At 70.8% G+C, this 26,340-nt stretch carries 22 protein-coding genes, 2 tRNA genes and 1 pseudogene; 15 read left to right on the plus strand and 10 right to left on the minus strand.

Translation table 11 applies throughout. From position 1 onward, the window contains the following. Positions 1-21 precede the first annotated feature (21 nt). Positions 22-95 (minus strand) — tRNA-Met (locus tag OP04_RS41370). Positions 96-351: 256 nt separating this feature from the next. Then, positions 352-425, minus strand: a tRNA-Met gene (locus OP04_RS41375). A gap of 225 nt (positions 426-650) precedes the next feature. Here OP04_RS41375 and OP04_RS41380 point away from each other — a divergent pair. Further along, positions 651-1,256 (plus strand): ATP-dependent Clp protease proteolytic subunit, encoded by a 606-nt coding sequence (locus tag OP04_RS41380; RefSeq protein WP_033345492.1) that lies wholly within the window; start codon positions 651-653, stop codon positions 1,254-1,256. A 139-nt stretch (positions 1,257-1,395) separates the two neighbouring features. On the opposite strand, the gene OP04_RS41385 is transcribed toward OP04_RS41380, so the two are convergent. The 3 genes from OP04_RS41385 to OP04_RS41395 form a co-directional block, all read right to left on the minus strand. Next, positions 1,396-2,067: a hypothetical protein gene (locus tag OP04_RS41385; protein ID WP_033345493.1), complete on the minus strand. Its 672-nt coding sequence runs from the start codon at positions 2,065-2,067 to the stop codon at positions 1,396-1,398. Between the two features lie 79 nt (positions 2,068-2,146). Then, positions 2,147-2,839 carry a response regulator gene (locus tag OP04_RS41390; protein ID WP_232323932.1) on the minus strand — a complete coding sequence of 231 codons (693 nt, stop codon included), beginning with the start codon at positions 2,837-2,839 and terminating at the stop codon, positions 2,147-2,149. Positions 2,840-3,063: 224 nt separating this feature from the next. Further along, the gene (locus tag OP04_RS41395) at positions 3,064-3,930 is read right to left on the minus strand and encodes a spermidine synthase (protein ID WP_085067189.1); all 867 of its coding nucleotides are present in this window, start codon (positions 3,928-3,930) and stop codon (positions 3,064-3,066) included. A 129-nt stretch (positions 3,931-4,059) separates the two neighbouring features. Here OP04_RS41395 and OP04_RS41400 point away from each other — a divergent pair, with 129 nt between their 5' ends. The 3 genes from OP04_RS41400 to OP04_RS41410 all read left to right on the plus strand — a co-directional run bounded on the left by OP04_RS41400 (position 4,060) and on the right by OP04_RS41410 (position 9,163). Beyond that, a complete protein-coding gene (locus OP04_RS41400; RefSeq protein WP_033345494.1) occupies positions 4,060-5,604 on the plus strand; it encodes a DUF1800 domain-containing protein in 1,545 nt (514 codons plus the stop codon). Positions 5,605-5,640: 36 nt separating this feature from the next. Beyond that, the gene (locus OP04_RS41405; RefSeq protein ID WP_232323937.1) at positions 5,641-6,900 is read left to right on the plus strand and encodes a DUF1501 domain-containing protein; all 1,260 of its coding nucleotides are present in this window, start codon (positions 5,641-5,643) and stop codon (positions 6,898-6,900) included. Positions 6,901-7,039: 139 nt separating this feature from the next. Further along, on the plus strand, positions 7,040-9,163 hold the full coding sequence (locus OP04_RS41410) for a bifunctional metallophosphatase/5'-nucleotidase (RefSeq protein WP_085067190.1): 2,124 nt from the start codon (positions 7,040-7,042) through the stop codon (positions 9,161-9,163). A gap of 127 nt (positions 9,164-9,290) precedes the next feature. Here OP04_RS41410 and malQ read toward each other — a convergent pair whose 3' ends face one another. Both malQ and OP04_RS41420 read right to left on the minus strand, forming a co-directional pair. Then, entirely contained in the window at positions 9,291-11,243 is a 1,953-nt protein-coding gene (malQ, locus tag OP04_RS41415; protein WP_232323933.1) for a 4-alpha-glucanotransferase, read from the minus strand. 66 nt (positions 11,244-11,309) lie between these two features. Next, complete coding sequence (locus OP04_RS41420; RefSeq protein WP_051799873.1) at positions 11,310-12,569, minus strand: ABC transporter substrate-binding protein; 1,260 nt, start codon at positions 12,567-12,569, stop codon at positions 11,310-11,312. A 203-nt stretch (positions 12,570-12,772) separates the two neighbouring features. Here OP04_RS41420 and OP04_RS41425 point away from each other — a divergent pair, with 203 nt between their 5' ends. From OP04_RS41425 to OP04_RS41435, 3 genes are read left to right on the plus strand one after another with little or no spacing between them, the layout of a single operon-like run. Next, complete coding sequence (locus tag OP04_RS41425) at positions 12,773-13,012, plus strand: hypothetical protein (protein ID WP_051799874.1); 240 nt, start codon at positions 12,773-12,775, stop codon at positions 13,010-13,012. 12 nt (positions 13,013-13,024) lie between these two features. After that, positions 13,025-13,855 carry a phosphoribosylaminoimidazolesuccinocarboxamide synthase gene (locus OP04_RS41430; RefSeq protein ID WP_033345497.1) on the plus strand — a complete coding sequence of 277 codons (831 nt, stop codon included), beginning with the start codon at positions 13,025-13,027 and terminating at the stop codon, positions 13,853-13,855. An 11-nt stretch (positions 13,856-13,866) separates the two neighbouring features. Then, entirely contained in the window at positions 13,867-14,847 is a 981-nt protein-coding gene (locus OP04_RS41435; protein WP_033345498.1) for an acetylxylan esterase, read from the plus strand. Between the two features lie 42 nt (positions 14,848-14,889). Here the strand turns inward: OP04_RS41435 and OP04_RS41440 are convergent, their stop codons facing one another. Further along, the gene (locus tag OP04_RS41440) at positions 14,890-16,122 is read right to left on the minus strand and encodes a glycoside hydrolase family 16 protein (protein ID WP_033345499.1); all 1,233 of its coding nucleotides are present in this window, start codon (positions 16,120-16,122) and stop codon (positions 14,890-14,892) included. Between the two features lie 224 nt (positions 16,123-16,346). Between OP04_RS41440 and OP04_RS41445 the strand changes: the two genes are divergently transcribed. The 3 genes and pseudogenes from OP04_RS41445 (at position 16,347) to OP04_RS41450 (ending at position 19,346) form a co-directional block, all read left to right on the plus strand. Beyond that, positions 16,347-17,285: a ribose-phosphate diphosphokinase gene (locus OP04_RS41445; protein WP_033345500.1), complete on the plus strand. Its 939-nt coding sequence runs from the start codon at positions 16,347-16,349 to the stop codon at positions 17,283-17,285. Between the two features lie 1,388 nt (positions 17,286-18,673). Beyond that, positions 18,674-18,826: pseudogene (locus OP04_RS52530) on the plus strand (CAP domain-containing protein); the annotation flags it as partial. A gap of 169 nt (positions 18,827-18,995) precedes the next feature. Continuing rightward, on the plus strand, positions 18,996-19,346 hold the full coding sequence (locus OP04_RS41450; RefSeq protein ID WP_157241071.1) for a hypothetical protein: 351 nt from the start codon (positions 18,996-18,998) through the stop codon (positions 19,344-19,346). A 41-nt stretch (positions 19,347-19,387) separates the two neighbouring features. Here the strand turns inward: OP04_RS41450 and OP04_RS41455 are convergent, their stop codons facing one another. Both OP04_RS41455 and OP04_RS41460 read right to left on the minus strand, forming a co-directional pair. After that, positions 19,388-20,737 carry an MFS transporter gene (locus OP04_RS41455; protein ID WP_033345502.1) on the minus strand — a complete coding sequence of 450 codons (1,350 nt, stop codon included), beginning with the start codon at positions 20,735-20,737 and terminating at the stop codon, positions 19,388-19,390. A gap of 40 nt (positions 20,738-20,777) precedes the next feature. Beyond that, positions 20,778-21,206: an ATP-binding protein gene (locus OP04_RS41460; RefSeq protein WP_033345503.1), complete on the minus strand. Its 429-nt coding sequence runs from the start codon at positions 21,204-21,206 to the stop codon at positions 20,778-20,780. 97 nt (positions 21,207-21,303) lie between these two features. Here OP04_RS41460 and macS point away from each other — a divergent pair, with 97 nt between their 5' ends. From macS to OP04_RS41485, 5 genes are all read left to right on the plus strand, one after another. Beyond that, positions 21,304-22,422: a MacS family sensor histidine kinase gene (gene macS, locus OP04_RS41465; protein WP_269746735.1), complete on the plus strand. Its 1,119-nt coding sequence runs from the start codon at positions 21,304-21,306 to the stop codon at positions 22,420-22,422. 348 nt (positions 22,423-22,770) lie between these two features. After that, complete coding sequence (locus OP04_RS41470) at positions 22,771-23,406, plus strand: response regulator (RefSeq protein WP_033345505.1); 636 nt, start codon at positions 22,771-22,773, stop codon at positions 23,404-23,406. Between the two features lie 176 nt (positions 23,407-23,582). After that, positions 23,583-24,389, plus strand: coding sequence for a dihydropteroate synthase (gene folP / locus OP04_RS41475; RefSeq protein ID WP_085067207.1), 807 nt, complete (start codon positions 23,583-23,585; stop codon positions 24,387-24,389). Then, positions 24,386-25,102 (plus strand): pyrimidine reductase family protein, encoded by a 717-nt coding sequence (locus OP04_RS41480; protein ID WP_033345506.1) that lies wholly within the window; start codon positions 24,386-24,388, stop codon positions 25,100-25,102. The genes folP and OP04_RS41480 overlap by 4 nt, the downstream gene beginning before the upstream one ends. A 101-nt stretch (positions 25,103-25,203) precedes the next feature. Next, complete coding sequence (locus tag OP04_RS41485; RefSeq protein WP_033345507.1) at positions 25,204-26,340, plus strand: glycosyltransferase; 1,137 nt, start codon at positions 25,204-25,206, stop codon at positions 26,338-26,340.

The raw sequence follows: 26,340 nt of genomic DNA on the forward strand, positions 1-26,340 counted from the left end.
ACACAAGCCCTTCGACCTTCGTAGCGGGGGCCAGATTTGAACTGACGACCTCTGGGTTATGAGCCCAGCGAGCTACCGAGCTGCTCCACCCCGCGTCGCAACACCAACCCTAGCCGGGTTTGCCCCGAAGCGCGAATCGATTGCCGCGCAACACCCCAGCACGCACGCACCCCACCAAAGCACCCACCCGACCGCGGGTTTCCGGGGCTCGGCCCCGGCACAACTCGCGACGCACGCAAGCCGCCTAGGGCGCCCACCGGCCCGTGGGGTTTCCGGGGCTCGGCCCCGGAGCAGAATGCGAAGAAGGGCGCATGTTCGCGCTTTCCGCGAACACACGCCCTTCGACCTTCGTAGCGGGGGCCAGATTTGAACTGACGACCTCTGGGTTATGAGCCCAGCGAGCTACCGAGCTGCTCCACCCCGCGTCGCTCCTAGAACACTAGCCGGGTGTCCACCGAATGTGCAAAACGATTAACCCCTGAACGTGTTTCAGCAGGTCAACACGCTGTAGGCCCGTTGGGAAACCGGGCTGAACCGCTCAGACGGGCGCGGGAGCGAATAATGGGGGCTGTTCGCCCTGCGGAGAATCGCTTGGTTCGGGGGCCGTGGCGGCGGAGTGTTGACCTGACGTTGAACCGAGGGGTGGTTGCATGGGTAGGGACGAGCTCGTGATGCGTGCGGGTGGCGGCAGCTTCGATGACGAGGTCTTCCAGCGGCTGCTCCGTGAGCGGATCATTTTCCTGGGCAGCCAGGTCGACGATGCCGTGACGAACCGGATCACCGCGCAGATGCTGCTGCTGGCGTCGGAGGACAGCGAGAAGGACATCTCGCTCTACATCAACTCGCCCGGCGGCTCGATCAGCGCCGGCATGGCGGTCTACGACACGATGCAGTACATCAAGAACGACGTGGCGACGATCGCGGTCGGCATGGCGGCCTCGATGGGCCAGTTCCTGCTGTGTGCCGGCACGCCCGGCAAGCGGTACGCGCTGCCCCACGCCCGGATCATGATGCACCAGCTGTCCGGCGGCATCGGCGGTACGGCGGCGGACATCGCGATCCAGGCGGAGAGCATGCTGCACGTCAAAAAGGTCATGAACGAGCGGATCGCGTTCCACACCGGTCACACGCCGGAGGAGATCAACCGCGACTCCGACCGTGACCGCTGGTTCACCGCGCAGGAGGCCAAGGACTACGGCCTGGTGGACCACGTGATCAGCAAGGCGAACATCGGCGCGGGCGCGCACCTGCTCTAGCGCGGGAGGACGAGGGGTGGGGGTGGAACCGGCGCCCCCACCCTCTTCGCGCCGGTCCCACCACTCACGTGAGCTCTCCCGAGGTCGGGAAAGGCTCGTGAACGGGCCGGTGGCAGCCGGCCCGCCCGAAGGAAGTCGATCAGTGTGACGCGCGGCTGCGGTGCACGGCCGCGAGTGCCGCGTCCGCGTACTCCCGCTCCTGCTGGAAGCCCAGGAGCAGCGCGCCCGGCAGCCGTACGGACCCGACCCTGCGCTGGAAATTCGGGCCGTTGAGCAGCCCGGTCAGCGTCTCGGTCTTGGTCTCGGTGAGGCCCAGGACGTCCGCGTGCTGGATGCGGAAGCCCGCGATGGCCCGCCGCAGGATGTTCGCCAGGAAGCCGCCGCCGACGTCGCCGCCGGAGATGGCGAGCGTGGGCCGCCCGCCGGCCAGCGCGGCGCCGCAGACGAGCAGCACCTCCTGGGTCGAGTACACGTACAGGTGGTACGGCCACTGGTAGAGCAACTGGCCGACCATGGTCTGGTGGTCGCGCCGGCGGATCCACGCACGGTGGCTCCAGACGCGCCCGCGCTCGGCGGCGTTTTCCCGCTCCATCGGCCCGGCGAAGATCAGACGCCGGTCGGTGACCATGACGGTCGTCGACGGCGGCAGCGTCCACCGGACGGCGGATCGGGTCATCGCCTCGCTGTAAAGGTGTTCCGCGACGCTCGCCCGGCCGTGCCACAGCAGTTGTTCGCCCTCGTGGAGCCGGGGTCCCTCGGGCAGCCGTGCCCCTTCCGTCAAGCGGAAGTAGGAGGACGATTGATCGGCCATGAAAGAAACCTCCTCAATGCCCCACTCTGGTGGTTGAAGGCTCCACAGTCATGACACCTGTTGGGGGGTCACGCGACGTTCAGTAGCGGTGAGACACATTTGACGCGCTTGAGGCATTTGACTGATATTCCTGGACATCGTCTGGTTTTATCAGACCGTCCTCGATCGCTCGTGCCAGCAACGCCGCTTTCGACGCGGCAGGTCGGCCCGCCTTCGCGTACTTGATCCGCGCACGGTCCACGTACTGCTTCACGGTGTGCTCGCTGATCTGCATGCGGCGGGCCACGGACGCCTTCGACATGGACTGGAACCAGAGCAGCAGCGCCTCGCGTTCCTTCTCCGACAGCGAGGGGCGCTCGGGGCGGCGGTCGCCGACCATGGCGCCGGCCAGCGCGGGCGCGACATAGGGCTGGTCCATCGCGGCGGCGAGCACGGTCTGGACGCAGTGCTCCTTGCCCTCGTTCTTCGCCAGGAACGCCACGGCGCCGGCCTCGACCACGCGCAACACGGTCTCCGCGTCGGTGTGCTCGGAGTAGACGACCACGCGCAGGCCGGTGTCGCACAGGTCGGAGACCCGGTCGATCACCATGCGGCCGTGCAGGCTGAGGTCGAGCAGCAGCACCTTCACATCGCCGGCCGCGGCCAGGACGTCGTCGATGTCCGACCCGGTGGCCACCACGCGCAACCGCGGGTCGTCGGCGAGCCAGGAGCGCACGCCCTCGAGCACCACGGGGTGGTCGTCGACTATCGCCACCGTGACGGGCGTGTCCACAGCGGTCCTCCTATGCGGTCGCAGCCAGAAGTCGGGAGCGGCCCAAGCCGGCCCGGGAGATACCGCGACGAGGACCGAAGTTCGCAATGATTGAACTCTGTATCAAATGGCCCGCGCAAGGTCTGCATTGGAAATGCCTACTTCCGACACACGCCTCTGGCAGGCTATCCGCTCTTTCAGGTATAGCCAATACATCGAAAGTGAGCTTTTTACGTCTGTCCCGGTCACAGCTCCGGGCGTTCGGGGCGGAGCAGTTCCGGCGGCGGTGGCGAGGGCTCCGCGTCCGCGTCCGTGACCACGCGTCCGCCGTCGGCGAATCGGTCCAGCTCCTCGCCGGCCTCGACCCGGCTGGGGAACCAGTCACCGGCCATCCGGCGGCGCAGGTCATGCAGGGGCAGGGGGGTACGCCCGGCCGCGATCACCAGGTTGCCGTAGCGCCGGCCGCGCAGCACGGTGGCGTCCGCGATCAGGCACACGTCCGGCAGCACGGCCCGCACGGTCGCCACCGCGTTGCGGCCGAACCGCAGCGGCGGGCTGTCCGCGATGTTCAGGATGTAGCGGCCGTCCGGGCGCAGCAGCCGCACCACCTGCGAGGCGAACTCGACGGAGGTCAGGTGCGCCGGCGTGCGGGCCTCGTCGAAGACGTCGCCGATCACCACGTCGTAGGACGCGTCCGGGCTGCCGGTGACCACCTCGCGGGCGTCGCCGACGCGTACCCGGATCTTCGCGTCCTTCGGCAGCGGCAGCGTCTCGCGGATCAGCTCGACCAGTGCGCCGTCGATCTCCACCACCCGCTGCGTGGAGCCGGGACGGGTCGCGGCCAGGTAGCGGGGCAGGCTCAGCGCGCCGCCGCCCAGGTGCAGCACGCGCAGCGGCTCGCCGGGCGGCGCGGTCAGGTCGAGCACGGCCGCGATCCGGCGCATGTACTCGAACTCGAGCGCGGACGGGTCGGCGAGGTCCACATGTGACTGCTGGGTGCCGTCCACCAGGAGCAGGAACGCGTTCTCCCGGTCCCGGTCCGGCACCACCTCGGCCACGCCGCCACCACGCACGATCCGGCGGACCGTGCCGTCCCGCTTCTCTCTGCCCACGTACCAACCCTCTCGCGTCGCGTTGATCTCACGCAAATATGAGAAACGCCGTGGTGCGGTCCGGTTGCGAACGGTGGCAGTCCGGTTGCCGCGGTTCAGATTCTGCCGGGGCCGGGCGACAGACACGGCATGACCGCACAGACCTCCCGGCGTACGCTGCTCGGCGCCGCCACCGCGACCGGCGCCGCGCTGGCCATCGGTGCGCCCGGCACCGCCCGAGCCGCCGAGGCCACCGAGGCCTCCGGCGCGGGGCTGGTCGCCGCGGACCCGCTGCTGCACCTGCTGCGCCGCGCCACCTACGGCCCGACGCCGGCCTCGATCGCGGAAGCCCGCGCGCTGGGTGCCACCGCCTGGCTGGAGCGGCAGCTCAACCCGGCCTCGATCGCGGACGACGCGTGCACGGCGCTGGTCGCCCGCTTCCCGCTCGCCGGGCGCGACATCGCGGCCGTGCGCGCGGCCGCGGCCGCCGGCGTGTTCAAGCGATACGGCTGGGAGGCGATGTTCCAGCTCGGGACCGCGGCCGTGACGCGCGCGATCTGGAGCAACCGGCAGCTGTTCGAGGTGATGACCGACTTCTGGGCCAACCACCTCAACGTGACCTGCCCGAACGGCGACGTCTGGGACAGCCGGCCGGACTACGACGTGGCCGTGATCCGGCGGCACGCGCTCGGCACGTTCGCGGACCTGCTCAAGGCGAGCGCGCGGCACCCGGCGATGCTGACGTACCTGGACAACCGGTACTCGACGAAGGCCAAGCCGAACGAGAACTACGCGCGTGAGCTGCTCGAACTGCACACGGTCGGACTTGTCTACAGCGAGGCCGACGTGCGCCAGGCCGCGCTGCTGCTCACCGGCATGTCGGTCGACGACAGGAGCGGCCTCTACCGGTACGTCCCGGCCGCGCACGCCACCGGCGCGGTGACGGTGCTGGGGTTCACCCACGCGAACGCGGACGCCTCCGGCGAGGCGGCCGTGACCGCGCTGCTGGACTACCTGGCGACCCACCCGGCCACGGCCGAGCGGATCGCCCGCAAGCTGTGCGTGCGCTTCGTCGCGGACGAGCCGCCGGCCGCGCTGGTCGCCGCGCTGGCCAAGGTCTACCTGGAGAACGGCACCGCGATCGCGCCGGTGCTGCGCGCGCTCTTCGCCTCCGCGGAGTTCGCCGCGTCGGCCGGGGCCAAGCAGCGCACGCCGCTGGAGGATCTGGCCGCCACGGTACGCACGCTCGGGCTCGGCCCGGACGCGACGGGCACGGCCGGGCTGACCTCGCTCTACTGGGCGCTGGAGCCGAGCGGGCACCAGCCGATGGCGTGGGCGCCGCCGAACGGCTATCCGGACGTGGCCACGGCCTGGGCCTCGCCGTCCGGGCACCTGACCCGCTGGAACCTCCACATCAACCTGGCCGCGAACTGGTGGTACAAGCAGCTGACCCGGCCGGCGTCGCTGCGGGCCGCGCTGGTGCCGGCCGTGCCCGCGACCTACGGCGCACTGGTGGACGCGCTGGCGCTCCGGTTGACCGGAACGAAGCCGAGCGCGGCGCACACCGCGGCGCTCGCGGCGTACTTCGGGAAAAGCACCGGAAGCGCGCTGAAATCCACTGATCCGGCGGTGAATGCGAATTTTCCTTACCTTGTCGCGCTCATCCTTGACTCGCCCTATTTCCTGGTCCGCTGAGTCGTTGAAGCCTTCCACCGTACCCTCGAATGATTGGTGTTGATCTTGAAGACGACGACCGAGTGCGGATGCGCGGAGAACAACGGCCTCACCCGCCGCGGACTGCTCGGGCGTGGCCTGGCCGCGGGAATGGCCGGGCTCACCGGCGCGGGCGTCTCCACCCAGCTCGCGTTCGCGGCGACGCCGGCCGCCTACACCGGTGACGTGCTGGTCGTGGTGTCGCTGCGCGGCGGGTTCGACGGGCTGTCCGCGGTGGTGCCGGTCGGCGACCCGGACTACTACGCGGCGCGGCCCGGCATCGCGGTGCCGAAGGAGCGGATCGTGGCCGGCGACGCCATGTTCGGCCTGCACCCGGCGCTGAGCCCGCTGGTGCCGCTGTGGCAGCAGGGCAGGATGGCCGCGGTCCACGCGGTCGGCCAGGCCGCGCCGAACCGCTCGCACTTCGCCGCGATGGAGGAGCTGGAGCGCGCCGCGGCCGGCACCTCCGTGCGCACCGGCTGGCTGGACCGCATGCTGGGCGGCCTCGGCGCGACCGGGCCGCTGGCGGGCGTCTCGGTGGGCTCCGCACAGCCGCACCGCGCGTTCGCCGGCCCGTCGCCGGACCTGAGCCTGCGCGGCATCGACACGTTCACGCTGAGCGGCGAGTCGAACAACAGGATGGCGACGGCGCTGAGCGCGCTCTACGCCGGCGTCCCCGCGGAGCTGGCCGCCCCGGCCCGCGCGGCCGTCGGTGCGCTCGGCGCGGTGGGCGCGGTCCGCGCGGTCACCAGCACGGTGACCTATCCGGACACCACGCTGGGCCGGGCGCTGCGCGACGTCGCCCGGCTGATCAAGAGCAAGGCCGGGCTGACCGCGGCCTGCGTGGACTCCGGCGACTGGGACATGCACGAGGGCCTCGGCGCGGCCGCGGCCGGCGGGCGCATGCACGACAACCTGGCCGGGCTCGCGGCCGCGCTGGCCGCGTTCGCCGCGGACACCGCGCTGGAGAACGTCACCGTGCTTACGATCAGCGAGTTCGGGAGGCGGGTGGCGGAGAACGGCTCCGGCGGGCTGGACCACGGCTACGGCAACGCCATGCTGGTGCTCGGCGGCGGGGTGCGCGGCGGCGCGGTCTACGGCGCCTGGCCAGGACTCGGCACCGCACGTCTGGTGAATGGTGATCTCAAGGTGACGACGGACTACCGGACCGTGATCGGGGAGATTCTGCGAAAGCGATGCGGCGTTTCCGCGACCGCGCTCGGCGACGTATTCCCCGGCGTCAACGGAAATGATCTGGGGCTGGTTCTGTCTAGATGATCACTTGTTTCCGGCCACGCATGCGATACGCACCGTTTAGCTGCGGATCATAGGATGACTCGGATCGAGCGCGCTTCTGCCGTTGTCTCACGGCCTGTCGCTCGCACCCCTCCAGCCGTTCTTCTCGGAGGCTTCATCCATGCGTTTCACCCCCATAAGTACCGCCGTGGCGCTGGCCGGTGCCGCGGCGCTGGTCGTCACGGCAGCGCCTGCCCAAGCCGCACCCAACCCGGTTGAACTGCAGCTCATCGGCCTCAACGACTTCCACGGCCGCCTGCAGTCGCCGGCGACCGTGAACGGTCAGGCGGTCGGCGGCGCGGCGCAGCTCGCCGGACTCATCGACAAGCTGCGTACCGAGAACCCGAACACCGGGGTCGTCGCGGGCGGCGACCTGATCGGCGCCTCCACGTTCGTCTCCGCCATCGACGGCGACCTGCCCACGCTCGACGCGCTCAACGCGACCGGGCTGGACGCGTCCGCCGTCGGCAACCACGAGTTCGACAAGGGCATCGACGACCTGCTCAACCGCGTCATCCCGCGGGCGGAGTTCGACTACCTGGGCGCGAACGTCTACCGCGACGGCAAGCGTGCGCTGCCCGCCTACTCCGTCGAGGACATCGGCGGCGTGCGGGTCGGCTACATCGGTGTCGTCACGGCCCAGACCGGCGAGCTGGTCAGCCCGGACGGCATCCGCGGCGTCGAGTTCCGGGACCCGGTGACCGAGGCCGAGGCGGTCGCGGCCCAGCTCTCCGACGGCGACGAGTCGAACGGCGAGTCGGACCTGGTCCTGCTGCTCTCGCACGAGGGCGCGTCGGCGGAGTACATCAAGTCCGCCCAGGACATCGTGCGTGACCCGGTCTTCGGCCGGTTCATCAACGCCAGCGCGGACATCGACGCTGTCTTCAGCGGCCACACCCACCAGTCGTACGCGTACCAGCTGCCGATCCCCGGCACCGACCGGACCCGTCCGATCGTCCAGGCCGGTGAGTACGGCAAGCTGATCAGCAAGGTCGGGCTGACGTACGACACCACCACCAAGCGCATCACCGGCTCGTCCGTGGCGCTGCTCGACGTGACCGGCGCGCCGATCAACGGCACCGTCGCCGGCATCGTCGACGCCGCCGTGGCGAACGCGGCCGTCCTCGGCGCGCAGCCGCTCGGCGAGATCACCGCGGACGTCAAGCGCGCCTACCTCAACGGCGTCGAGGACCGCGGCTCGGAGTCGGCGCTCGGCAACTTCGTCGCGGACGTGCAGCTCGAGGGCACCAAGGACGCCGGCCGCGGCGGCGCGCAGATCGCCTTCATGAACCCGGGCGGCCTGCGCACCGACCTGCTCTACGCGCCGGACGGCGTGGTCACCTTCTCCGAGGCGTTCTCGGTGCAGCCGTTCTCCAACGACGTCTTCACCCAGACGCTCACCGGCGCGCAGGTCAAGCAGGTGCTCGAGGAACAGTGGCAGCCGGAGGGCGCGTCCCGTCCCAAGCTGCACCTGGGCGTCTCCAAGGGCTTCAGCTACCACTACGTCGAGGACGCCCCGCGCGGTGCGCACGTCATCGCGAGCTCGATCAAGCTGAACGGCGCCGTGATCAACCCGGCCGCGACGTACCGCGTCACGTCGAACTCGTTCCTCGCGTCCGGCGGCGACAACTTCACCACGCTCGGCCAGGGCACGGACCGCATCACCACCGGCGACAACGACCTGACGATGCTCACGAACTACATCGGGAAGTTCTCCCCGGTCACGGCGGACCAGGCCCCGCGCGCCGCGGTCGGCCCGGACTGCACCCAGACGATCACCGGCTCCTACCGGGGCGCGCTGACCGTCAAGGCCGGCCTGGTCTGCGTCACCGGCGCCACGGTCAAGGGCGCGATCACGATCCTGCCCGGCGCCTCGCTGATCGTCGAGGGCGGCACCGTCGAGGGCGCGATCACCGCGCTGCTCGGCGGCAGCGTCGAGATCACCGGCGCCACCGTCACCGGCGCGATCAGCCTGATCGGCGGCACCGGCACGGTGACCGTCAAGGGCGGCACCATCAAGGGCGCGGTCAGCGTGCTCAGCGGCAAGGGCGGCGTCACGCTCGACACCAACACGCTGAGCGGCGCCGCGCTGCTCACCGGCAACACCGGCACGGCCGTCAACACGGTCGCGGCGAACCAGGTCAAGGGCACGCTCGTGTGCACCGGCAACACGCCGGCGCCGGTGAACGCGGCCCGCCCGAACACGGTCAAGGGCATCGTCCTCGGGCAGTGCAAGGGCCTGTAAGCGATTGGTTCATGAAGCCGGCCCCCGCGAGTTCCGCGGGGGCCGGCTTTTTCAGAAGCGGATTTCCCGCTTCCGGCGTGGTCACCTTCCGCGAGCTCCCGCGGCCGGCGGATCCGTGGCCGGTCGCTCAGTGCTTGTTGAGAGCCTCCGCGGTCTTCGCCACCCGGGGGTCGGCGACGAACTCCTCCAGCGTGACCGGCAGCGGAATCCGCCAGTTCGGGTACTGGTCGATCGTGCCGGGCATGTTGGGCTGCCGGATCTCGCCGAGCACGTCGTACGGCGACGCCACCACCAGCCGCGACGGCGTGGCGGCCAGCGCCTCGTGCATGGCCACGATGATCTCCTCCACCGTCGGCGTCTCCCCGGTCAGGAGACCCGCCTCGCGCAGCAGGCCGATCAGCTGCGCACGGTCGCGCCGGGCCTCCGTCTCCGCGTCCGCCACCGGCCCGGCCAGCAGCTTCAGCGCGGACCGGACCCGGACGTGCTCCTCGGTCAGGAACCCGGCCGCGGTCGGCAGATCGTGGGTGGAGACGGAGGCCAGCGCGTTCGGCTGCCAGTCGGCGAGCGGGACGAAGCCGTCGTCCCAGGCGTCGTGGTCGCGGGCGAACCACATGACGGCGGAACCGAGCATGTTCCGCCGCTGGAGGCCGCGCGTCACGATCGGCAGCACGGTGCCCAGGTCCTCGCCGATGACCACGGCGCCGGCCCGGTGCGCCTCCAGCGCGAGGATGCCGGCCATCGCCTCCGGGTCGTACGTGACGTAGGTGCCGTCCGCCGCGCCCGCGCCCGGAAGCACCCACCAGAGCCGCCACAGCCCGGCCACGTGGTCGACCCGCAGGCCGCCCGCGTGCCGCAGGATGCCACGCAGCATGTCCCGGTACGCCTGGTAGCCGGTCGCGACCAGCTGGTCCGGACGCCAGGCGGCGAGCCCCCAGTCCTGGCCGAGCTGGTTGAACGCGTCCGGCGGCGCGCCCGCATGCACGCCGGCCGCGAGCACGTCCTGCAGCATCCAGCCGTCCGCGCCGCCAGGGTCGATGCCGACGGCCAGGTCGTGCACGATGCCGACCGGCATGCCGGCCGCCTCGGCTGCCTCGTTGGCGGCCGCGAGCTGCGCCTTGCACAGCTCCTGCAGCCAGCAGTGGAAGACGACCCGCTCGTGCAGCTCCTCGGCGAGCGTGGCGACCTCGGCGTTGTCCGGGTGGCGCAGCGCGGCCGGCCACGCCCGCCAGTTCGCGCCGTGGACCTCGGAGATCGCGCAGTAGGTGGCGTACCCCCGGAGATCGTCGTCGTCCGTGATCTCGTAACCGGAGAGCGGGAAGAGCAGTTCCAGCGCGGTGCGCTTCGCGCGCCAGACCTCGTCGTAGTCGATCAGCTCGCCGAGCGGCGGGCGCAGCGCGTCGATCTCCGCGCGTAGCGACTCGTAGCCGGTCACGTCGGAGACGCGCAGGTAGAGCGGGTTCCAGAAGCGGCGGCTGGACGGCGAGTACGGCGAAGCGGGCACCGGATGCACCGGCGCGGGCGCGTGCAGCGGGTTCAGCAGCGTGAGCCCGGCGCCGGACGCGCCCGACCAGGAGGCCAGCGTCCGCAGGTCGCCGAAGTCGCCCATGCCCCACGACCGTGCGGAGTGCACGGCGTAGAGCTGCAGCATCCAGCCCCAGGCGCGCGGGGCCTCGGGCAACGCGTCCGGCACCACGACCAGCGTGACCTCCTGGTTCGAGGTGGTCAGCCGGTGCCAGCCGAGCGGCAGCCCGGCCGGGAGCTCGCCGGTGACCGCGCGCGTGCTGCCGTCCTCGAACGTGATCTTCCCGGGGGTGGCCAGCGCGCGGGTGCCGGAGGCGCGCAGCACCACGGTCGCGGGCAGCCGGCGCGGGTCGTGGTCGGCGCGGATCCGCTCCAGCGCGGACGTGATCATGCTCGGTGTGGACGTGTCCACACCGAGCAGTCGCAGCGTGCCGGTGACGGCGGCGTGGCTCACGTTCGTGGGCTCGCGCCGCCAGTTCTCGTACCAGGTCGCGACGCCGTGCGCCTCCGCGAGCGCGACCAGATCGGGATCCAGGTCCCGGTTGACGTGGATCTCCAAAGCGCCCTCCGTAACAAGCTGAAGCCGTGCTCTACCCTCCCACGGCCACACCTATTCCGGGGCGCGTTACCTCAGCGCGGCGTTCGCCTCCGTGATGAACTGTTTCGCGGCCGCCTCCGGGGTCAGCGCGCCGGACTGGGCCGCCTCCGCGGCCTCGACCAGCGCGGCCCGGATCGCGCCGTGACCCTTCGGCGGCGGCTGCGGCGCGGCGCCGTACCGCGTGCTCATCTCGTTCGTGTACGCGATCGACGCCTTCATGATCGGGTCGGTCAGCGACACCTCCAGCTCGCGGCGGTTCTGCAGGTTCGGCGCGAGGCCGCGCTCGGTGCCCAGGATCACGGCCGCCTCCGGGTCGTTGACCAGGAAGTCGATCACGTCCGCGGCCACGTCCTGGTGCGCGGTGCCCTTGTGGACGCTCCAGTACATCGACGCGCGCGCCCAGGCCGCGGACGCGGCGCCGGGGTAGGCCACGATGCCCAGCTCGTTCTGCGTCTTCTGCTGCATCTCGGGCAACTGGTTGGACCACATGAACGAGGTCGCGGCCTTGCCGGTGACCACGAGCTGCTTGGTGGCGTCGCCCGCGTTCGCCTCGTGGATGACCGGTGCGTCCGGCGTGACGCCGTCGTCCCGCGCGTCCTTCCACAGCCGGAACCAGGCGGTCACGTCCGCCTCGCCGAAGCCGAGCGCGGCGCCGGAGTAGAACTCCTTCTTCTGCGACCGCAGCCAGAGCCAGAACGCCTTGTAGTCGGCGGACGGGTCCATCGTGCCGGCCACGGTGCCGTTGCTCTTCTCCGTGATGGTCGCGGCCCAGGCCAGATATTGCGGGTAGTTCATGCCGGACGCGGGCGCGTCCAGGCCGAGCCGGTCGAGCAGCGACTTGTCGTAGACGAGCGCGGCCGTGTTCTCCGCGGCGGCGATGCCGACCTGCCTGTCGTCCACCCGGCCGTACCGGACCAGGCCGTTGGAGACCTGCGCCAGGTCGATCCGGTTGTCCGCGATGTACGGCCCCAGATCGAGCAGACAGTCGCGCTGCGCGAACTCGGTCAGGTAGTTGTCGTCGATCTGGAACAGGTCCGGCGCGTCGCCGCCGTCGATCCGTTCCGCGAGTTTGTCGAAATAGCCGGCATTCGGCTGATACGCCACCGTGAACGTCACGCCGGGATGCCGTTCGTGATAGAGATCGAGCACCTTCTGCGTGAGCTCGACGCGCTTGTCACCGCCCCAGAAGAAGAAGCTCAGCTGCGCGGACGGCTCATCACCGGCGCCGCCCCGGTCACATGCGGTGGCGCCGCCCACTATGAGCATCGCGACGGCGAATGCCCGCATTGCGGTTGATCTGGAAAAGCCCACGATGTCTCCAGCCCGACACGAGTGACGCCCCATTAAGACCGCGCACACGGGGACTGTCAACATCCCCGTCCTATTAGCGGCAAATAGTCTGCGCCGCGTCCCGATTCCTGAAACGACACCCGATCGGGGGTCAAGTCGCCATCCTTGCGGGGGAAGGTCAAGATGGAGGTATGAGTGCGATGAAGCGTTGGGCCGCCCGCCTGGGCGCGCTGTTCACCACCCTGACCCTCACCCTGCTGATCCCCGCCGCCGCGTGGGCGAGCACGAACGGCGTGGCGGACGCGCTGATCGAGGAGCGCCGCCGGCGTGGCGGCGGAGGCGGCGGATTCTTCTTCTTCGGCGCCGTCTGCTGCATCGGCGTGGTCGTCGTGATCGCGCTGATCGTCTACCTGGTGACACGCAGCCGTCGGCGTAAGTAGATACTGGGCCGCGTGGAGCTGCTGCACTCGGGCAAGGTTCGGGATGTGTACCAGGACGGCGAGGATCTGATCCTCGTCGCGTCGGACCGGATCTCGGTCTACGACGTCGTCCTGCCCACCCCCGTGCCGGACAAGGGAAAGATCCTCACCCGGCTCTCGCTCTGGTGGTTCGACCAGCTCGCCGACCTGATCCCGCACCACGTGATCAGCGCGACCGACGTGCCGGAGGAGTGGGCCGGTCGCGCGATCAGGTGCAAGCGCCTGCGGATGGTGCCGGTCGAGTGCGTCGCCCGCGGCTACCTGACCGGCTCCGGCATCAAGGACTACCGGCGCGACGGCGCGGTCTCCGGCGTCAGCCTGCCGCCCGGCCTGGTCGAGGCGTCCCGGCTGGCCGAGCCGATCTTCACGCCGTCCACCAAGGCGCCGATGGGTTCGCACGACGAGCCGATGACGTTCGCCGAGGTGGTCTCGTCGGTCGGTCCGGACCTCGCGGCGCACCTGCGGGACATCACGCTCGCCGTCTACCGGCGCGGCGCCGAGATCGCGGCCGAGCGCGGCCTGATCATCGCGGACACCAAGCTGGAGCTGGGCTGGGACGCGGACGGCACGCTGACGCTCGGCGACGAGGTGCTCACGCCGGATTCGTCCCGCTTCTGGCCCGGCGACGAGTACGAGCCCGGCCGCGTGCAGTTCTCCTTCGACAAGCAGTACGTGCGCGACTGGTCGCTCAGCACCGGCTGGGACAAGACCGGCCCGGCCCCGGAGGTCCCGGAGAAGGTGGTCGAGGTCACCCGCGCCCGCTACGTCGACGTCTACGAGCGGATCACCGGTACGCGCTGGTAGCGTCCGGCGCCATGGCGCTCTTCGACCTACCGCTGGACCAGCTGCGGACGTACCGGCCCACGCCCAGCATCCCGGACGATCTGGACGCGTTCTGGGCCGAGACCCTGGCGGAGGCCCGGTCCGCCGGCGCACCCCCGGTGGCGACGCCGCTGGCGACCCCGTTCGCGAACATCCGCACCTACGACGTCACGTTCACCGGTTTCGCCGGCCAGCCGGTCAAGGGCTGGCTGAACGTGCCGGCCGGCGCGGACGGCCCGCTCCCGGTGGTCGTGGAGTTCATCGGCTACGGCGGCGGCCGCGGCCTCCCGCACGAGTGGCTGCTCTGGCCGTCCGCCGGCTACGCGCACTTCGTGATGGACACCCGCGGTCAGGGCGCGGCCTGGCGCGGCGGTGACACGCCCGACCCGGGCCCGGACGGCGCCGGCCCGAGCCACCCCGGCTTCATGACCCGTGGCATCCTCGACCCGCACACCTACTACTACCGGCGCCTGTTCACGGACGCGGTCCGCGCGGTGGAGAGCGCGGCCGCGCTGCCCGGGGTGGACGCGACCCGGCTCGCCGTGGCCGGCTCCAGCCAGGGCGGCGCGCTGTCGCTGGCCGCGGCGTCGCTGGCACCGTCGCTGGTGCACGCCGTGGTGTCGCAGGTGCCGTTCCTCTGCCACATCCGGCGGATGGTCACGCTGGTGGACACGGACCCGTTCCACGAGCTGGTCCGCTTCTTCCGGGTCAACCCGCACCGGGTGGCCGCGGCGCAGCGCACGCTGGACTACATCGACCTGCTGCACCTGACGCCGCGCGCGAGTGCGCCGCTGCTGGCGTCCGCCGCCCTGATGGACGCCACCTGCCCGCCGTCCGGCATCTTCGCGGCGGTCAACGCGTACGGCGGCACGGAGAAGGCGGTCGAGGTCTACGAGTGGGACGGCCACGAGGGCGGCCGGGCCGACTTCGCGGGCAAGAGTGTTGCGTTCGTGAACGGCATTCTGAAGGCCTGAAAAAGGGGTGGCCCTGTCGGGCCACCCCTTTTCCCGAGTTGCTTACGCCTTGACCCACTTCTGGTTCGGCGTTCCCGCGCAGTCCCACAGCTGCAGCTTGCTGCCCGCCGCCGTGCCGTTGCCGCGCACGTCGACGCACTTGTTCGCCGCCACGTTGACCAGGTCACCCGCGCCGCTCAGCACGAAGTTCTGCCAGCCGGAGCCGTTGCAGTTCGCCAGCTGGATGTTCGTGCCGTTCGCGGGGTTGCCGCCGGCCACGTCCATGCACTTGCCGAGCGCGGTCAGCGAGCCGTTGCCGTTGAACGTCCAGCGCTGCGCGTCGTTGTTCAGGCAGTCCCAGATCTGCAGCGGCAGGCCGTCCTGCGACTGGCTGCCCGGCACGTCGATGCAGCGCCCGGAGCCGTTGCCCTTGAGCGCGGTGCCGCTGCCGGTGGGCGGCGGCGGGGTGGTGCCACCGTCCAGCGAGTAGACGCGCACGTAGTCCGCGACCAGGCTCTGCGGGAACTGGGTGCTGCCGTCCGGGTTGCCCGGCCAGTTGCCGCCGACCGCCAGGTTCATGATCATGAAGAACGGCTTGTCGAAGACCCACCGGTTGCCGCCGATGTTGGCCGGCGTCTTGCGGGTGAACTCGACGCCGTCCAGGTACCAGACGATCAGGTTCGGCGACCAGTCCACCGCGTACGTGTGGAAGGCATCGCCGAGCGGCGCGTTGTTGACCTTCGAGCCGGACGGGCCCGCACCGCCGGAGTAACCCGGGCCGTGGATGGTGCCGTAGACCGTGTTCGGCTCCTTGCCGACGTTCTCCATGATGTCGATCTCGCCGCTGTTCGGCCATCCGACCGAGCCGATGTCCGCGCCGAGCATCCAGAACGCCGGCCAGATGCCCTGGCCCTTCGGCAGCTTCAGCCGCGCCTCGAACCGGCCATACGTCTGGGTGAACTTGCCGTTCGTCATCAGGCGCGCCGACGTGTACTGACACGAGCCGTAGTGACACTGGTAGCCGGCCGGGTTCTCCCGGCGGGCCGTGATCACCATGTTGCCGTTGCCGTCCAGCGCCGAGTTGCTCGCGCTGTTCGTGTAGTACTGGAGCTCGTTGTTGCCCCAGCCGTGGCCGCCGGTCTCCTGCACCCACTTGTTGCCGTCCGGACGGGTGCCCGCCGCGCCGTTGAACTCGTCCGACCACACCAGCGTGCTGGCGGCCGACGCCTCGGTCTCGTTGTTGGTCAGGTACAACGCGCTGCCGAGGCCGGTGGCGATCACGGACAGCGCGAGCATCGCGCGACCGATCTTGCTCGAGTAGATCCAACGGCCGCGTCGGGGTCGGTGAGCCCCGGGTATCCGGTGCATGTGGGCGCGCCTCCGGTCGAACTGGTGGAATATCGGACTGAGCGGATCGAACCGCACGAATCCTGTGAGGGTCAAGAAAGCGCTCTCAGATTTAGGGCAGAGTTAGGCCGGGCCTGCTCAGCGGCGATCGGGCCGTGGCTAAGGTGGCACCCGTGCGTGACATCGCAGTGTTCAGCGGAAGTGCCCACCCGGAGCTCGCCGAGGAGATCTGCAGCCACCTGGGCGTGCCGCTGCTACCCACCCGTGTGTCCCGATTCGCCAACGACTGCCTGGAGGTCCAGCTACAGGCCAACTGCCGTGAGCGCGACGTCTTCCTGATCCAGCCGCTGGTGCCGCCGGTCCAGGAGAACCTGGTCGAGTTGCTGCTCATGCTGGACGCGGCCCGCGGCGCCTCGGCCGCGCGCACCACGGTCGTGCTGCCGCACTACGCGTACGCCCGCTCCGACAAGAAGGACGGCCCGCGCATCTCGATCGGCGGCCGCCTCGTCGCGGACCTGCTGGTCACCGCCGGCGCCGACCGCGTGCTGGCGATGACGCTGCACTCGCCGCAGGTCCACGGCTTCTTCAGCGTCCCGGTCGACCACCTGCACGCGCTGCGCGAACTGGCCGACCACTTCAAGCAGTACGACCTGACCGACACCGTCGTGGTCTCGCCCGACCTGGGCAACGCCAAGGAGGCCGCCGCGTTCGCCCGCATGCTGGGCACGCCGGTCGCGGCCGGCGCGAAACAGCGCTTCAGCGACGACAAGGTCAAGATCTCGGCCGTGATCGGCGACGTCGTGGACCGCGACGTCATCGTCCTGGACGACGAGATCGCCAAGGGCAGCACCGCCATCGAGCTCATGGACCACCTGCGCGAACTCAAGGTCCGCTCCATCCGCCTCGCCTGCACCCACGGCCTCTTCTCCGACCACGCGCTCGAACGCCTCAGCGACCAGCCCGGCGTCCTGGAGATCGTCTGCACCAACACGGTCCCCATCCCCCCGGCCAAGCGCGTCCCGAAGCTGGAAGTCCTCTCCGTCGCCCCCGCCCTCGCCGAGGCCATGCGCCGCATCCACAACGGCGAGTCCGTCAGCGCCCTTTTCCACTAGCTCTGCGTGCTGCCGCTGTCACTCAAGGGCCAGATCAAGATCTAATTCATTTCCCGCTTCCGGCGTGGTCGCGGTCCGCATGCTCCCGCGGGCACCGGTCGTCGCTGGCGCTCCTCCCTGCCGGTGCCGCCGCTGGTCACCGAAAACCTGCCCGCCCGTTCGCGGCCCGCAGCATGCGCTGCTGGCCGCGTGGTCGTTGCTCGTGGACGGCCGCGGGCTGGTTGGGGCCTGCCGGTTTCCGGACATCCGGCTGGGATCGGGCTGGCAGGCGGGTTTCCGGAGAACGCGCCTCGGCTGCTCGCGGTGGGCCTGGGTCTTTATCTGTGGCCTTGGGGTCTGTCCGAAATTTCGGCATTAATGAGTTTTCGGCGTTGAGGTCCGGCGTTGTATTGAGATCCGGAATTTGCGTTGATCCGGCGTTGCGTTGATCCGGCGCTGTGTTGAGATCCGGCGTTGTTGCGGATGCCAGCGGGGTATTCGGGCGCTGCCGCGCCCGAAATTTCATGTTATTGGTTGCGTTGGGTGTTATGGTTGCGTTTTTGCCTCCGGCGGGAGCGCTCCGGCTCCGGGGCAGGATCCAAGACCTTTCGGCTGCGCTGCCATTCAAAGAGGGTGGCTGGGTTTCGTGCGGGCCTGTCTGCCCCGTTTGCCGTCGACTCGGGACAAGCCGAGCAGATCATCGGCAGGGCCGCCGGCTTTGGTCTGTCGTGCGGCGGCTTCGTAGCGCTTACGTTTGGGCGGTCGCTTTGAGCTGATCGGTTGGGGTCCGTGGGTGGTCCGGTTTTGAGGGTGACGGACCGCGACGTGCCGCCGGTTTCGCTGGGCGCTTCGGTGTCGGTGAGGCTGCGGTCGATATCCGGGATGCTATTTCCCGAAATTTCGGGCACGGAGTGCCCGGCTGGTCGCGCCGGATTTGGACCTGCGACACCACGGCGTGCACCTGGCCGAGACCCTGGGCCGAGACCCTGGCCCCGACGCCGAGAGCTGACCACGAAGGACGCCCAGGCTGACCGGGAGGGGGCGAGAGCCGACCGGGAAGCAGGTCCCACCACGGACCGAAGCCGAGGGATTGTCACCGCCTGTGGGGCGTCGCCCGGAGGAGACGGGAGGACTCGGTGAAGGCCGCTGCGGCGGCCTCGCGTGAGGTCACCGGGGGAAAACGATCATTGAGTGACACGTGGGGTAGATCAACCAGTCCTGTTGATCTACCCCACGTGTCACTCAATGATCGTTTCGCGGAAGAGGCGTTCCAGCGCCGGCTGCGGCAACCGTGTGGGACCCGAGCCCTCACCGCATAGCACCCGGTCGATCTGTCAGGGTTTGCGGGCGGTGGCCGAACTTGATTGGCGTAACGCTGAGCCACACCGGCGCAGCGCACGCCGACCGAGGGCTACGCCGACAGCAAGGGCGTCATGACCGGCTGGATGAACAGCCCCGGCCACCGCAAGAACATCCTCAACTGCAAAGCCGTCAAGATCGGCGTCGGCGTCGCCCGCGACACCAAGGGCACCATCTACTGGACCCAGGAATTCGGCGGCTAAGACCTTTCCTCTCCCCCCGTTGATCAAGGGATCGGCGTCCACCCGGACGCCGATCCCTTGATCTGTTTCCGGGGTGACGTCCGGTGCCGCCTTGTGGTGGGGCCGCTGGAGGACGTGCTCCTGCTACCGTCCTGTGTGGATCATGGATCGAGCCGCGGGGGAGGCGAACATGCCAGCGGCATTGCGGGCATTCCGGGCAGGCGCGCTCTACCGCGTGGGGATCCTCGCGATCCGGACATTTCTGGTGGCGTTCGGATCTGTGCTCGTCATCGCCACGATCATGTTTCGGGTCGGCCCGAGCGCGTCGGCCTTCTTCCTTCTCGTGCCGTTCCTGGTGTCTCTTCTGGCGTTCTTCGCGGCCGTGCCCCTGTTCCTGGGACTGGGGTTGCTCAACCTCCGGGAGATGTCCCGGCACGACGACGCGCTGCGTGCCGGGCTCACGCCCGCCTGGAACCCCTACTTCGACACGCCGGGGATGGTCATGCGGGACATCGCCGGGCGCGCTCGCGACGGCTCCTGACGTGCCGGCGCGACGGAGCCGGATCGCGGTTCAGTCGTTCGTCACCCGCTGTGTGCCCGGACGCCGGCCGGCGTACCGGCGGCGATCCGGCCGGCCACCACCAGCGTGGCCACGCCCGTGGCCGCGGTCAGTGTCAGCGCGCCCGTGAAACCGGCCGCGCCCGAGCCCAGTGAGTGGAAGATCAGGCCGGCCACGGAGAGCGTGATGCTGCCGGCGGCGGCGTCGGAGATGGCCTTGGCGCCGAGGTTGAAGCCCTGGGTGTCGGGGGAGGAGAAGGCCAGGACCGCGGTGCTGACCCGCGGGTACATCGCGCCCATCCCGCCGCCCGCGGCCAGCCAGCCGACGCCGGCGACCAGTGGGTGCAGGCCCAGCGCGGCGGTCGCCAGCACACCCAGCACGCCGGCGGCCAGCAGCGCGGCGCCCAGCCGGATCACGGTCTGGTGGCCGATGCCGGCGGCGAAACGGCGGCCCTGGAGGTCGGACGTGAGTGCCCAGGAGAGCGCGGCCGCGGTGAGGAACGCGCCGGACAGCCAGGCGGGATAGCCGTACCGGTCCTGGAGCAGCAGCGGCAGGTACGCCTCGGTGCCGAAGAACGCGGCCCCGGCCGTACCGCAGAGCAGGATCGTGGCGGGCAGACCGCGGACCGCGCGCAGCGTGCCGACGGGGAACAGCGACCGCGCCGCGAACGCGACCGCGAGCAGCGCGGGCGGCACCAGCCACCAGCTCGAGACCAGGCTGAGCGCGACCACGGCGGCCGCGACCACGGCGGCGGCACCGGTCCGGCGGAGGTCGGCCCCGGTCAGCGGCGTGACGGCGACCGGCGGGACGCGACGCAGCGCGGGCAGGATCAGCGTGGTGACCAGCGCGACCAGGACCAGCACGCCGAGGAAGACCCAGTGCCAGGAGAGTACGTCCGTGACGATTCCGGCGGCGAACGGGCCGATCAGGGACGGCACCACCCAGGCGGCGGCGAACAGGCCGAACAGGCGCGGGTGCAGCGACGCGGGGTACACGCGGGCGACCACCACGTTCAGCGCGACCGTGTAGGCGCCGTAGCCGAGGCCCTGCAGGAAACGCCCGGCGATGAAGACGGCCATGGTGCCGGCCAGGCCGGCCAGCGCGAGCCCGGCCGCGAACACGCCGATCGCGATCAGCAGCGGGCGGGCCGGTCCGCGCCGGTCCGCGAGCGTGCCGCCGGTGACCATGCCGACCGCGCCCGCGGCGAGCGTGGCGGCGAAGCCGAGCGTGTAGAGGTCACGGCCGCCGAGGTCGGCCGTGATGATCGGCATGACGGTGGTGACGGCCAGCGACTCGAACGCGGCGAGGAAGACCAGGCTGACCGCGCCGATGGTGGTCAGCAGATGCCGCCGGTCGAAGACACTGTCGATCATTACGCGACGGTACGACCTGAACCGGGCTTGAAGTCAAAGCTCACCGCAGCGCGGTCGCGACCCGGACCGTGGTGCCCTCGGGCCCGCTCGCCACCTCGATGCTGTCGGTCAGCTTGTCCGCCAGGAACAGGCCCCACCCGCCGGGTGCGGCGGCGGGACCGCGCGGCTCGACCCGCCCGTCCGCGTCGAAGCCGCGGCCACGGTCCACCACCTCGCACGCCACCCGCTTGCCGTCGTGCCAGAGGCGCAGGCCACCGCTGCCGCCGCCGTGCCGGACCGCGTTGGTGAGCAGTTCGTAGACCGCGAGCACGAAGTCGTCGAGCCGCTCGCCGTGCAGACCGGCGGCCTCGGCACAGTCCGCTACCCGGTGTCGCAGAGCGGTCACGCCGGTGGCGTCGAAACGGCTTTCGAGCAGGCCGACAGCGCCCGCGGACGGGTCCGCGGGCGGTGAAATGTGGTGATCGGCCATGCCCAGTTCCCCTCGCCTGCTGGTCAAGGGCTTACGGCATGCCCACAGTACGCGTTCCGTCGCTCCGGGACGCAACCGAGTGTGGCACGGTGACACCGTGCAACAGGGTCTACAGGCTCCCATGTGGCGGGCGATCGGCGCGTACCGGATCACCTCGCTCATCTATGTGGCCGTGCTGATCGTGCGCAATGTGGATCAGTACGCCAACCCGCTCGCCACCGGCCCGGTGTTCGCGCTGATGGTCGGCTGGACCGCGTTCGCGACCGCGGCGTTCGCCCGCCCGCAGTGGCGGCGCTGGCCGCTGCTGATCGCGGACCTCGCGGTCGCGCTGACCGTGGTGATCGCCGGCCCGCACGTGATCGGCCAGGACGCGCTCAGCGACGGCGTGCCCACGCTGGCCGTCACCTGGCTCGGCGCACCGGTGCTGACCTGGGCGGTCTCCGGCGGGCGGCGTCGTGGCGTGGCCGCGGCGCTGATCCTCGGCGCGACCGACATCACGGTCCGCGACGAGCTGCACCCGTCCACGCTGAACGGGCTCGCGCTGATGGTGCTGGCCGGTTTCGTGGTCGGCCTGGTGGCGCGGCTCGCGGTCGACGCGGAGGAGCGTATGCAACGCGCGACCGAGCTGGAGGCCGCGACGCGTGAGCGGGAGCGGCTGGCCCGCGACATCCACGACTCGGTGCTGCAGGTGCTGGCGCTGGTCCAGCGGCGCGGCGCGCACCTGGACGGCGAGGCCGGCGAGCTGGCCCGGCTGGCCGGTCAGTCCGAGGCGAAGCTGCGCATGATGATCGCCGACGGCCCGGCCGGCCCGCCCGCGGGCGAGGAGGGCGAGGCGGATCTGCGCCCGCTGCTCGGCCGGTTCGCGTCCGACACGGTCTCGATCGCGAGCCCGGCCACGCCGGTGCTGCTGCCGGTGCGTACCGCGGAGTCGGTCCGCGCCGCGGTCGGCGCCACGCTGGACAACGTGGCCCGCCACGCCGGCCCCGAGGCCCGCGCCTGGGTCCTGCTGGAGGACGACCCCTCCGCGATCACCATCTCGGTCCGCGACGACGGCCCCGGCTTCCCCGAGGGCCGCCTGGAGGAGGCCGCCTCCCAGGGCCGCCTGGGCGTCGCGCAGTCCATCCGCGGCCGCATCGCCGACCTGGGTGGCGAGGTCGAGATCTATTCAAAACCCGGCGAGGGTACGGAGGTGGAGCTCCGCCTCCCACGTCTCTGACGCATCCCGCGCCCCCATGGGTCTTTCCCGGCCACGGCGAAACCGGCAGGGAGGAGCGCCAGCGACGACCGGTGCCCGCGGGAGCAACGCTGCCGGACCACGCCGGAAGCGGGAATCAAGATCTTGATTTGATTTTGATCTTGCGAAGCCGCCCGATCCCAGCCACCCGGGCTCTGGGAAGTCTTCCCCAGGCCCGACGCGGTCGGCCACGTCGTGAGGCGCGGGCGACCAGAGACGGCGGGCGAATTTTCGGACACGCTCTTCGTCCGGAAGTTCGCCTGTCGTCGCCGGGAGTGGCGCCGAGCCCGGAGGAGCGAAGCGACGACAATCAGTAGAGTGATCAGGGTGATGGTGGTGGACGACCACCCGATGTGGCGGGACGGCGTGGCCCGTGACCTTACCGAGGCCGGCCATGACGTGGTTGCGGCTACCGGCGAGGGGCGGCAGGCGGTGCGCATCGCGGCCGCGGCCAGGCCCGATCTCGTGGTACTGGACCTGCAGTTGCCGGACATCGACGGCGTCGAGGTGATCAGCGGTCTGCTGGCCGCGCTGCCGGAGGTGCGCATCCTGATGCTGTCCGCCAGCGGCGAGCAGCAGTCGGTGCTGGACGCGGTGAAGGCCGGCGCGACCGGTTATCTGCTGAAGTCCGCCGGGCAGGCCGAGTTCCTGGCCGCGGTGGAGTCGGCGGCCGCGGGCGAGGCGGTGTTCACGCCGGGGCTGGCCGGGCTGGTGCTGGGCGAGTTCCGGCGGCTGGCGACGGAGCCGCCGAGCACGGACGACGACGGCGCGCCGCGGCTGACCGACCGGGAGACCGAGGTGTTGCGGCTGGTGGCGAAGGGGCTGTCCTACAAGCAGATCGCGGAGCGGCTGGTGCTCTCGCACCGGACCGTGCAGAACCACGTCCAGAACACGCTCGGCAAACTGCAGCTGCACAACCGGGTCGAGCTGACCCGCTACGCCATCGAAAAGGGTCTTGATCAGTGAGCAATTTTCAACCTGGCGAGCGGGTAGACGCCAAGGAAGAGCCGACGGGACGGGCGCACTCGGGCCGGGACCACGTTGAAAAAGGCTCAGTGAGCAGCTTCTTCGAGCCGGAGATCGTCAAGCCGGTGCGGCGGATCGGTGCGCGCGAGTTCGACTTCTCCCGGCAGGTCGCGGTGATGGCGATCGTGAACCGCACGCCGGACTCGTTCTTCGACCGGGGCCGCACCTACGCGCTGCGGGCGGCCGTGGACGCGGTGCTGGCCGCGGCCGCGGACGGCGCGGACTGGATCGACATCGGTGGCGTGCCGTTCGGCCCCGGCCCGGAGGTCACCGAGGCGGAGGAGCTGGACCGGGTGATCCCGGTGGTCGAGGCGGTGCGCGCGGCCAGCGACGTGGTGATCTCGGTGGACACCTACCGGACCGGCGTGGCGCGGGCCGCGATCGACGCGGGCGCGGACGTCATCAACGACACCAGCGGGCTGCAGGACGACGCGCTCGCCTCACTGGTCGCGGCGAGCCAGGCCGCGCTGGTGATCACGCACAGCCTGGCGTCGCCGCCGCGCACGCCGCATCCCCGCCCCGCTTATCAGGACGTGGCACGAGAAATCGCGGCCTTTCTGGGGGAGCGGGCCGCGCGGGCGGTCGCGCTGGGCGTGCCGCCGGAGCGGATCATCATCGACCCGGGCCACGACCTGAACAAGAACACCCGGCACACGCTGGAGCTCACCCGCCGCCTGAGCGAGATCACCTCGATCGGCTACCCGACGCTGGCCGCGGTCTCGAACAAGGACTTCATCGGCGAGACGCTGGACCTGCCGGCCGGTCTGCGGCTGCCCGGCACGCTCGCGGCCGTGGTGCTGAGCATCGTGCAGGGCGCGAGGATCGTGCGCGTGCACGACGTGCCGGCCGCGGTCTCGGCGGTGCGGCTGACCGAGGCCGTGCTCGGCTGGCGCGAGCCGGCGTACACGCGGCACAACGTATGAGGTCGCTGAGCGGCGCACCGGTCGATCTGCCGGCGGCCTATGCGATGGACCGGCCGCTGCTGCGGGTCAACTTCGTGTCCAGCGCGGACGGCGCCTCCACGCTGAACGGCCGCTCCGGCGACCTGGGCAACGCCAATGACCAGCACGTTCTCGGCCTGCTGCGGCAGCTGGCGGACGTGCTGGTGGTGGGCGCGGGCACGCTGCGCGCGGAGGGTTACGGGGCACTTCGGGTGTCCGACTCCGGTGCGGCGTGGCGGGTCGGGCGCGGGCTGCCCGCGCATCCCCGCCTCGCCGTCGTCTCCGCCCGGCTGCACGGTCTCGGCCCGGAGCATCCCGCGTTCGCGGACGCGCCGGTCCGGCCGCTGGTGATCACCGTGGATGCGGCGCCGGCCGGCCCGCGGAAGGCGCTGGAGGACGTCGCGGACGTGCTGACCTGCGGTGATGAGACGCTGGACGCGGCCGCGCTGCCCGGCCTGCTCGCGGACCGCGGCCTGCCCGGCGTGCTCTGCGAGGGTGGCCCCACGCTGTTCGGCGCGCTCGCGGCCGCGGACCGGGTGGACGAGCTCTGCCTCACGCTCAGCCCGTGGCTGGCCGGGGCCGGACCGGACCGGATCATCGCCGGCCCGCCCTCGGTGCCCCGCCGGCTGGCGCTGCGGCACGTGATCACGGACGACGAACTGCTCTTTCTGAGGTACGCGCGTCCCGTCCCCTGACCGATACCGATATAAAGGTTTTGCGCACGCCCCGCTCGGTTACCGAGTAACCGGCTCTCAGCTGGTCCGATTCGACCCCTGAGAACAGCGGAGGTGTTGCGATGCGTGTCGGCCTGATCAGGGCCAATACCCGTCCCATGGAGGCGGGAACCTCCCGGGTCGCGGCCGAATTGGCCGCGCTCGGGCACGATGTGCGCGTCTTCGAATGCCGGGGCAACGCGTCCCCCGACGAGGAGTTCACCGAGTCGGGTTACGCGGTCCACCGGGTGGCGCCACCGGCGCCGTCCGGACCGGCGGGCCGGTTCGTGGCCCAGCTCGCAGGCGTCGGCCGCCGACTGGCGGACCGGTGGTCGAGCGGGTGGGTCCCGGACGTCGTACACGGCCACTACTGGCTCGGCGGTCTCGCGGCCGCCACCGCGGCACGTCGGACCGGGCTGCCGATGGTCCAGACGTTCTACTCGGTGGGCACCGCGCAGCAACGGCTCGGGCGGGCCGACGCCTGCCTGGGCGAACGAATAGCACTGGAACGGGCGCTGACCCGGGCCGCGGACGTGACCGTGGCGCAGTCGCCGGACGAGGTCGACGACCTCACCCGGCTCGGCGCCGCGCGCGCGTCCGTGGCGATGATCCCGTCCGGCGTCGACACCGGGCTCTTCCAGCCGGACGGCGAGGCCGAGGCGCGCACGGGCGGGTACGGCCGGATCGTCTCGGTCGGGCTCGGGCCGGGACACGGCCAGGATCACCTGATCAGGGCGCTGCGGTACGTCCCGGGCGCCGAGCTGGTGATCATCGGCGGCGGTGACGTGGCGTCCGCGCTGCAGGATCTCGCGCGACGTGTCGGCGTGGCCGACCGGGTCCGGATCACCGGGCCGGTCCCGCACGAGCGGATGCCCCGCTGGTACCGCTCCGCGGACGTGGTGGCCTGCACACCGAGGTCCGCCCCGAGCGGCGCGGTGCCGGTCGAGGCGATGGCGTGCGGCGTGCCGGTCGTCGGCTACGCGCTCGGCGGCATCGCGGAGAGCGTGGTGGACGAGGTCACCGGGCGGCTCGTGAAGCCCGGTGACGTGCGCGGGGCCGGTCACGCCCTGCGCGAGCTGATGGGCACCCGGGTGCAGCGGACCGCGTACGGCGATGCCGCGGTGGACCGGGTGCAGTGCCGGTACACGTGGGAGCGCACCGCTTCCGCGCTTGAGGCGGTCTATCAGCGTCTGTTGAACCCGCAGGCCGTACCGGCCTAG

Origin of the sequence: Catenuloplanes japonicus (assembly GCF_000717135.1) — a bacterium.
GTDB lineage: Bacteria > Actinomycetota > Actinomycetes > Mycobacteriales > Micromonosporaceae > Catenuloplanes > Catenuloplanes japonicus.

Bases quoted from the DNA above. Each gene is read 5' to 3' on its own strand.
- OP04_RS41450 (WP_157241071.1), top strand. From the start codon at position 18,996: ATGCCAGCGGCATTGCGGGCATTCCGGGCAGGCGCGCTCTACCGCGTG.
- OP04_RS41380 (WP_033345492.1), top strand. From the start codon at position 651: ATGGGTAGGGACGAGCTCGTGATGCGTGCGGGTGGCGGCAGCTTCGAT.
- OP04_RS41385 (WP_033345493.1), bottom strand. From the start codon at position 2,067: ATGGCCGATCAATCGTCCTCCTACTTCCGCTTGACGGAAGGGGCACGG.
- OP04_RS41410 (WP_085067190.1), top strand. From the start codon at position 7,040: ATGCGTTTCACCCCCATAAGTACCGCCGTGGCGCTGGCCGGTGCCGCG.
- OP04_RS41400 (WP_033345494.1), top strand. From the start codon at position 4,060: ATGACCGCACAGACCTCCCGGCGTACGCTGCTCGGCGCCGCCACCGCG.
- OP04_RS41485 (WP_033345507.1), top strand. From the start codon at position 25,204: ATGCGTGTCGGCCTGATCAGGGCCAATACCCGTCCCATGGAGGCGGGA.
- OP04_RS41425 (WP_051799874.1), top strand. From the start codon at position 12,773: ATGAAGCGTTGGGCCGCCCGCCTGGGCGCGCTGTTCACCACCCTGACC.
- OP04_RS41480 (WP_033345506.1), top strand. From the start codon at position 24,386: ATGAGGTCGCTGAGCGGCGCACCGGTCGATCTGCCGGCGGCCTATGCG.
- OP04_RS41470 (WP_033345505.1), top strand. From the start codon at position 22,771: ATGGTGGTGGACGACCACCCGATGTGGCGGGACGGCGTGGCCCGTGAC.
- OP04_RS41460 (WP_033345503.1), bottom strand. From the start codon at position 21,206: ATGGCCGATCACCACATTTCACCGCCCGCGGACCCGTCCGCGGGCGCT.
- OP04_RS41420 (WP_051799873.1), bottom strand. From the start codon at position 12,569: ATGCGGGCATTCGCCGTCGCGATGCTCATAGTGGGCGGCGCCACCGCA.
- OP04_RS41435 (WP_033345498.1), top strand. From the start codon at position 13,867: ATGGCGCTCTTCGACCTACCGCTGGACCAGCTGCGGACGTACCGGCCC.
- folP (WP_085067207.1), top strand. From the start codon at position 23,583: ATGGCGATCGTGAACCGCACGCCGGACTCGTTCTTCGACCGGGGCCGC.
- OP04_RS41455 (WP_033345502.1), bottom strand. From the start codon at position 20,737: ATGATCGACAGTGTCTTCGACCGGCGGCATCTGCTGACCACCATCGGC.
- OP04_RS41440 (WP_033345499.1), bottom strand. From the start codon at position 16,122: ATGCTCGCGCTGTCCGTGATCGCCACCGGCCTCGGCAGCGCGTTGTAC.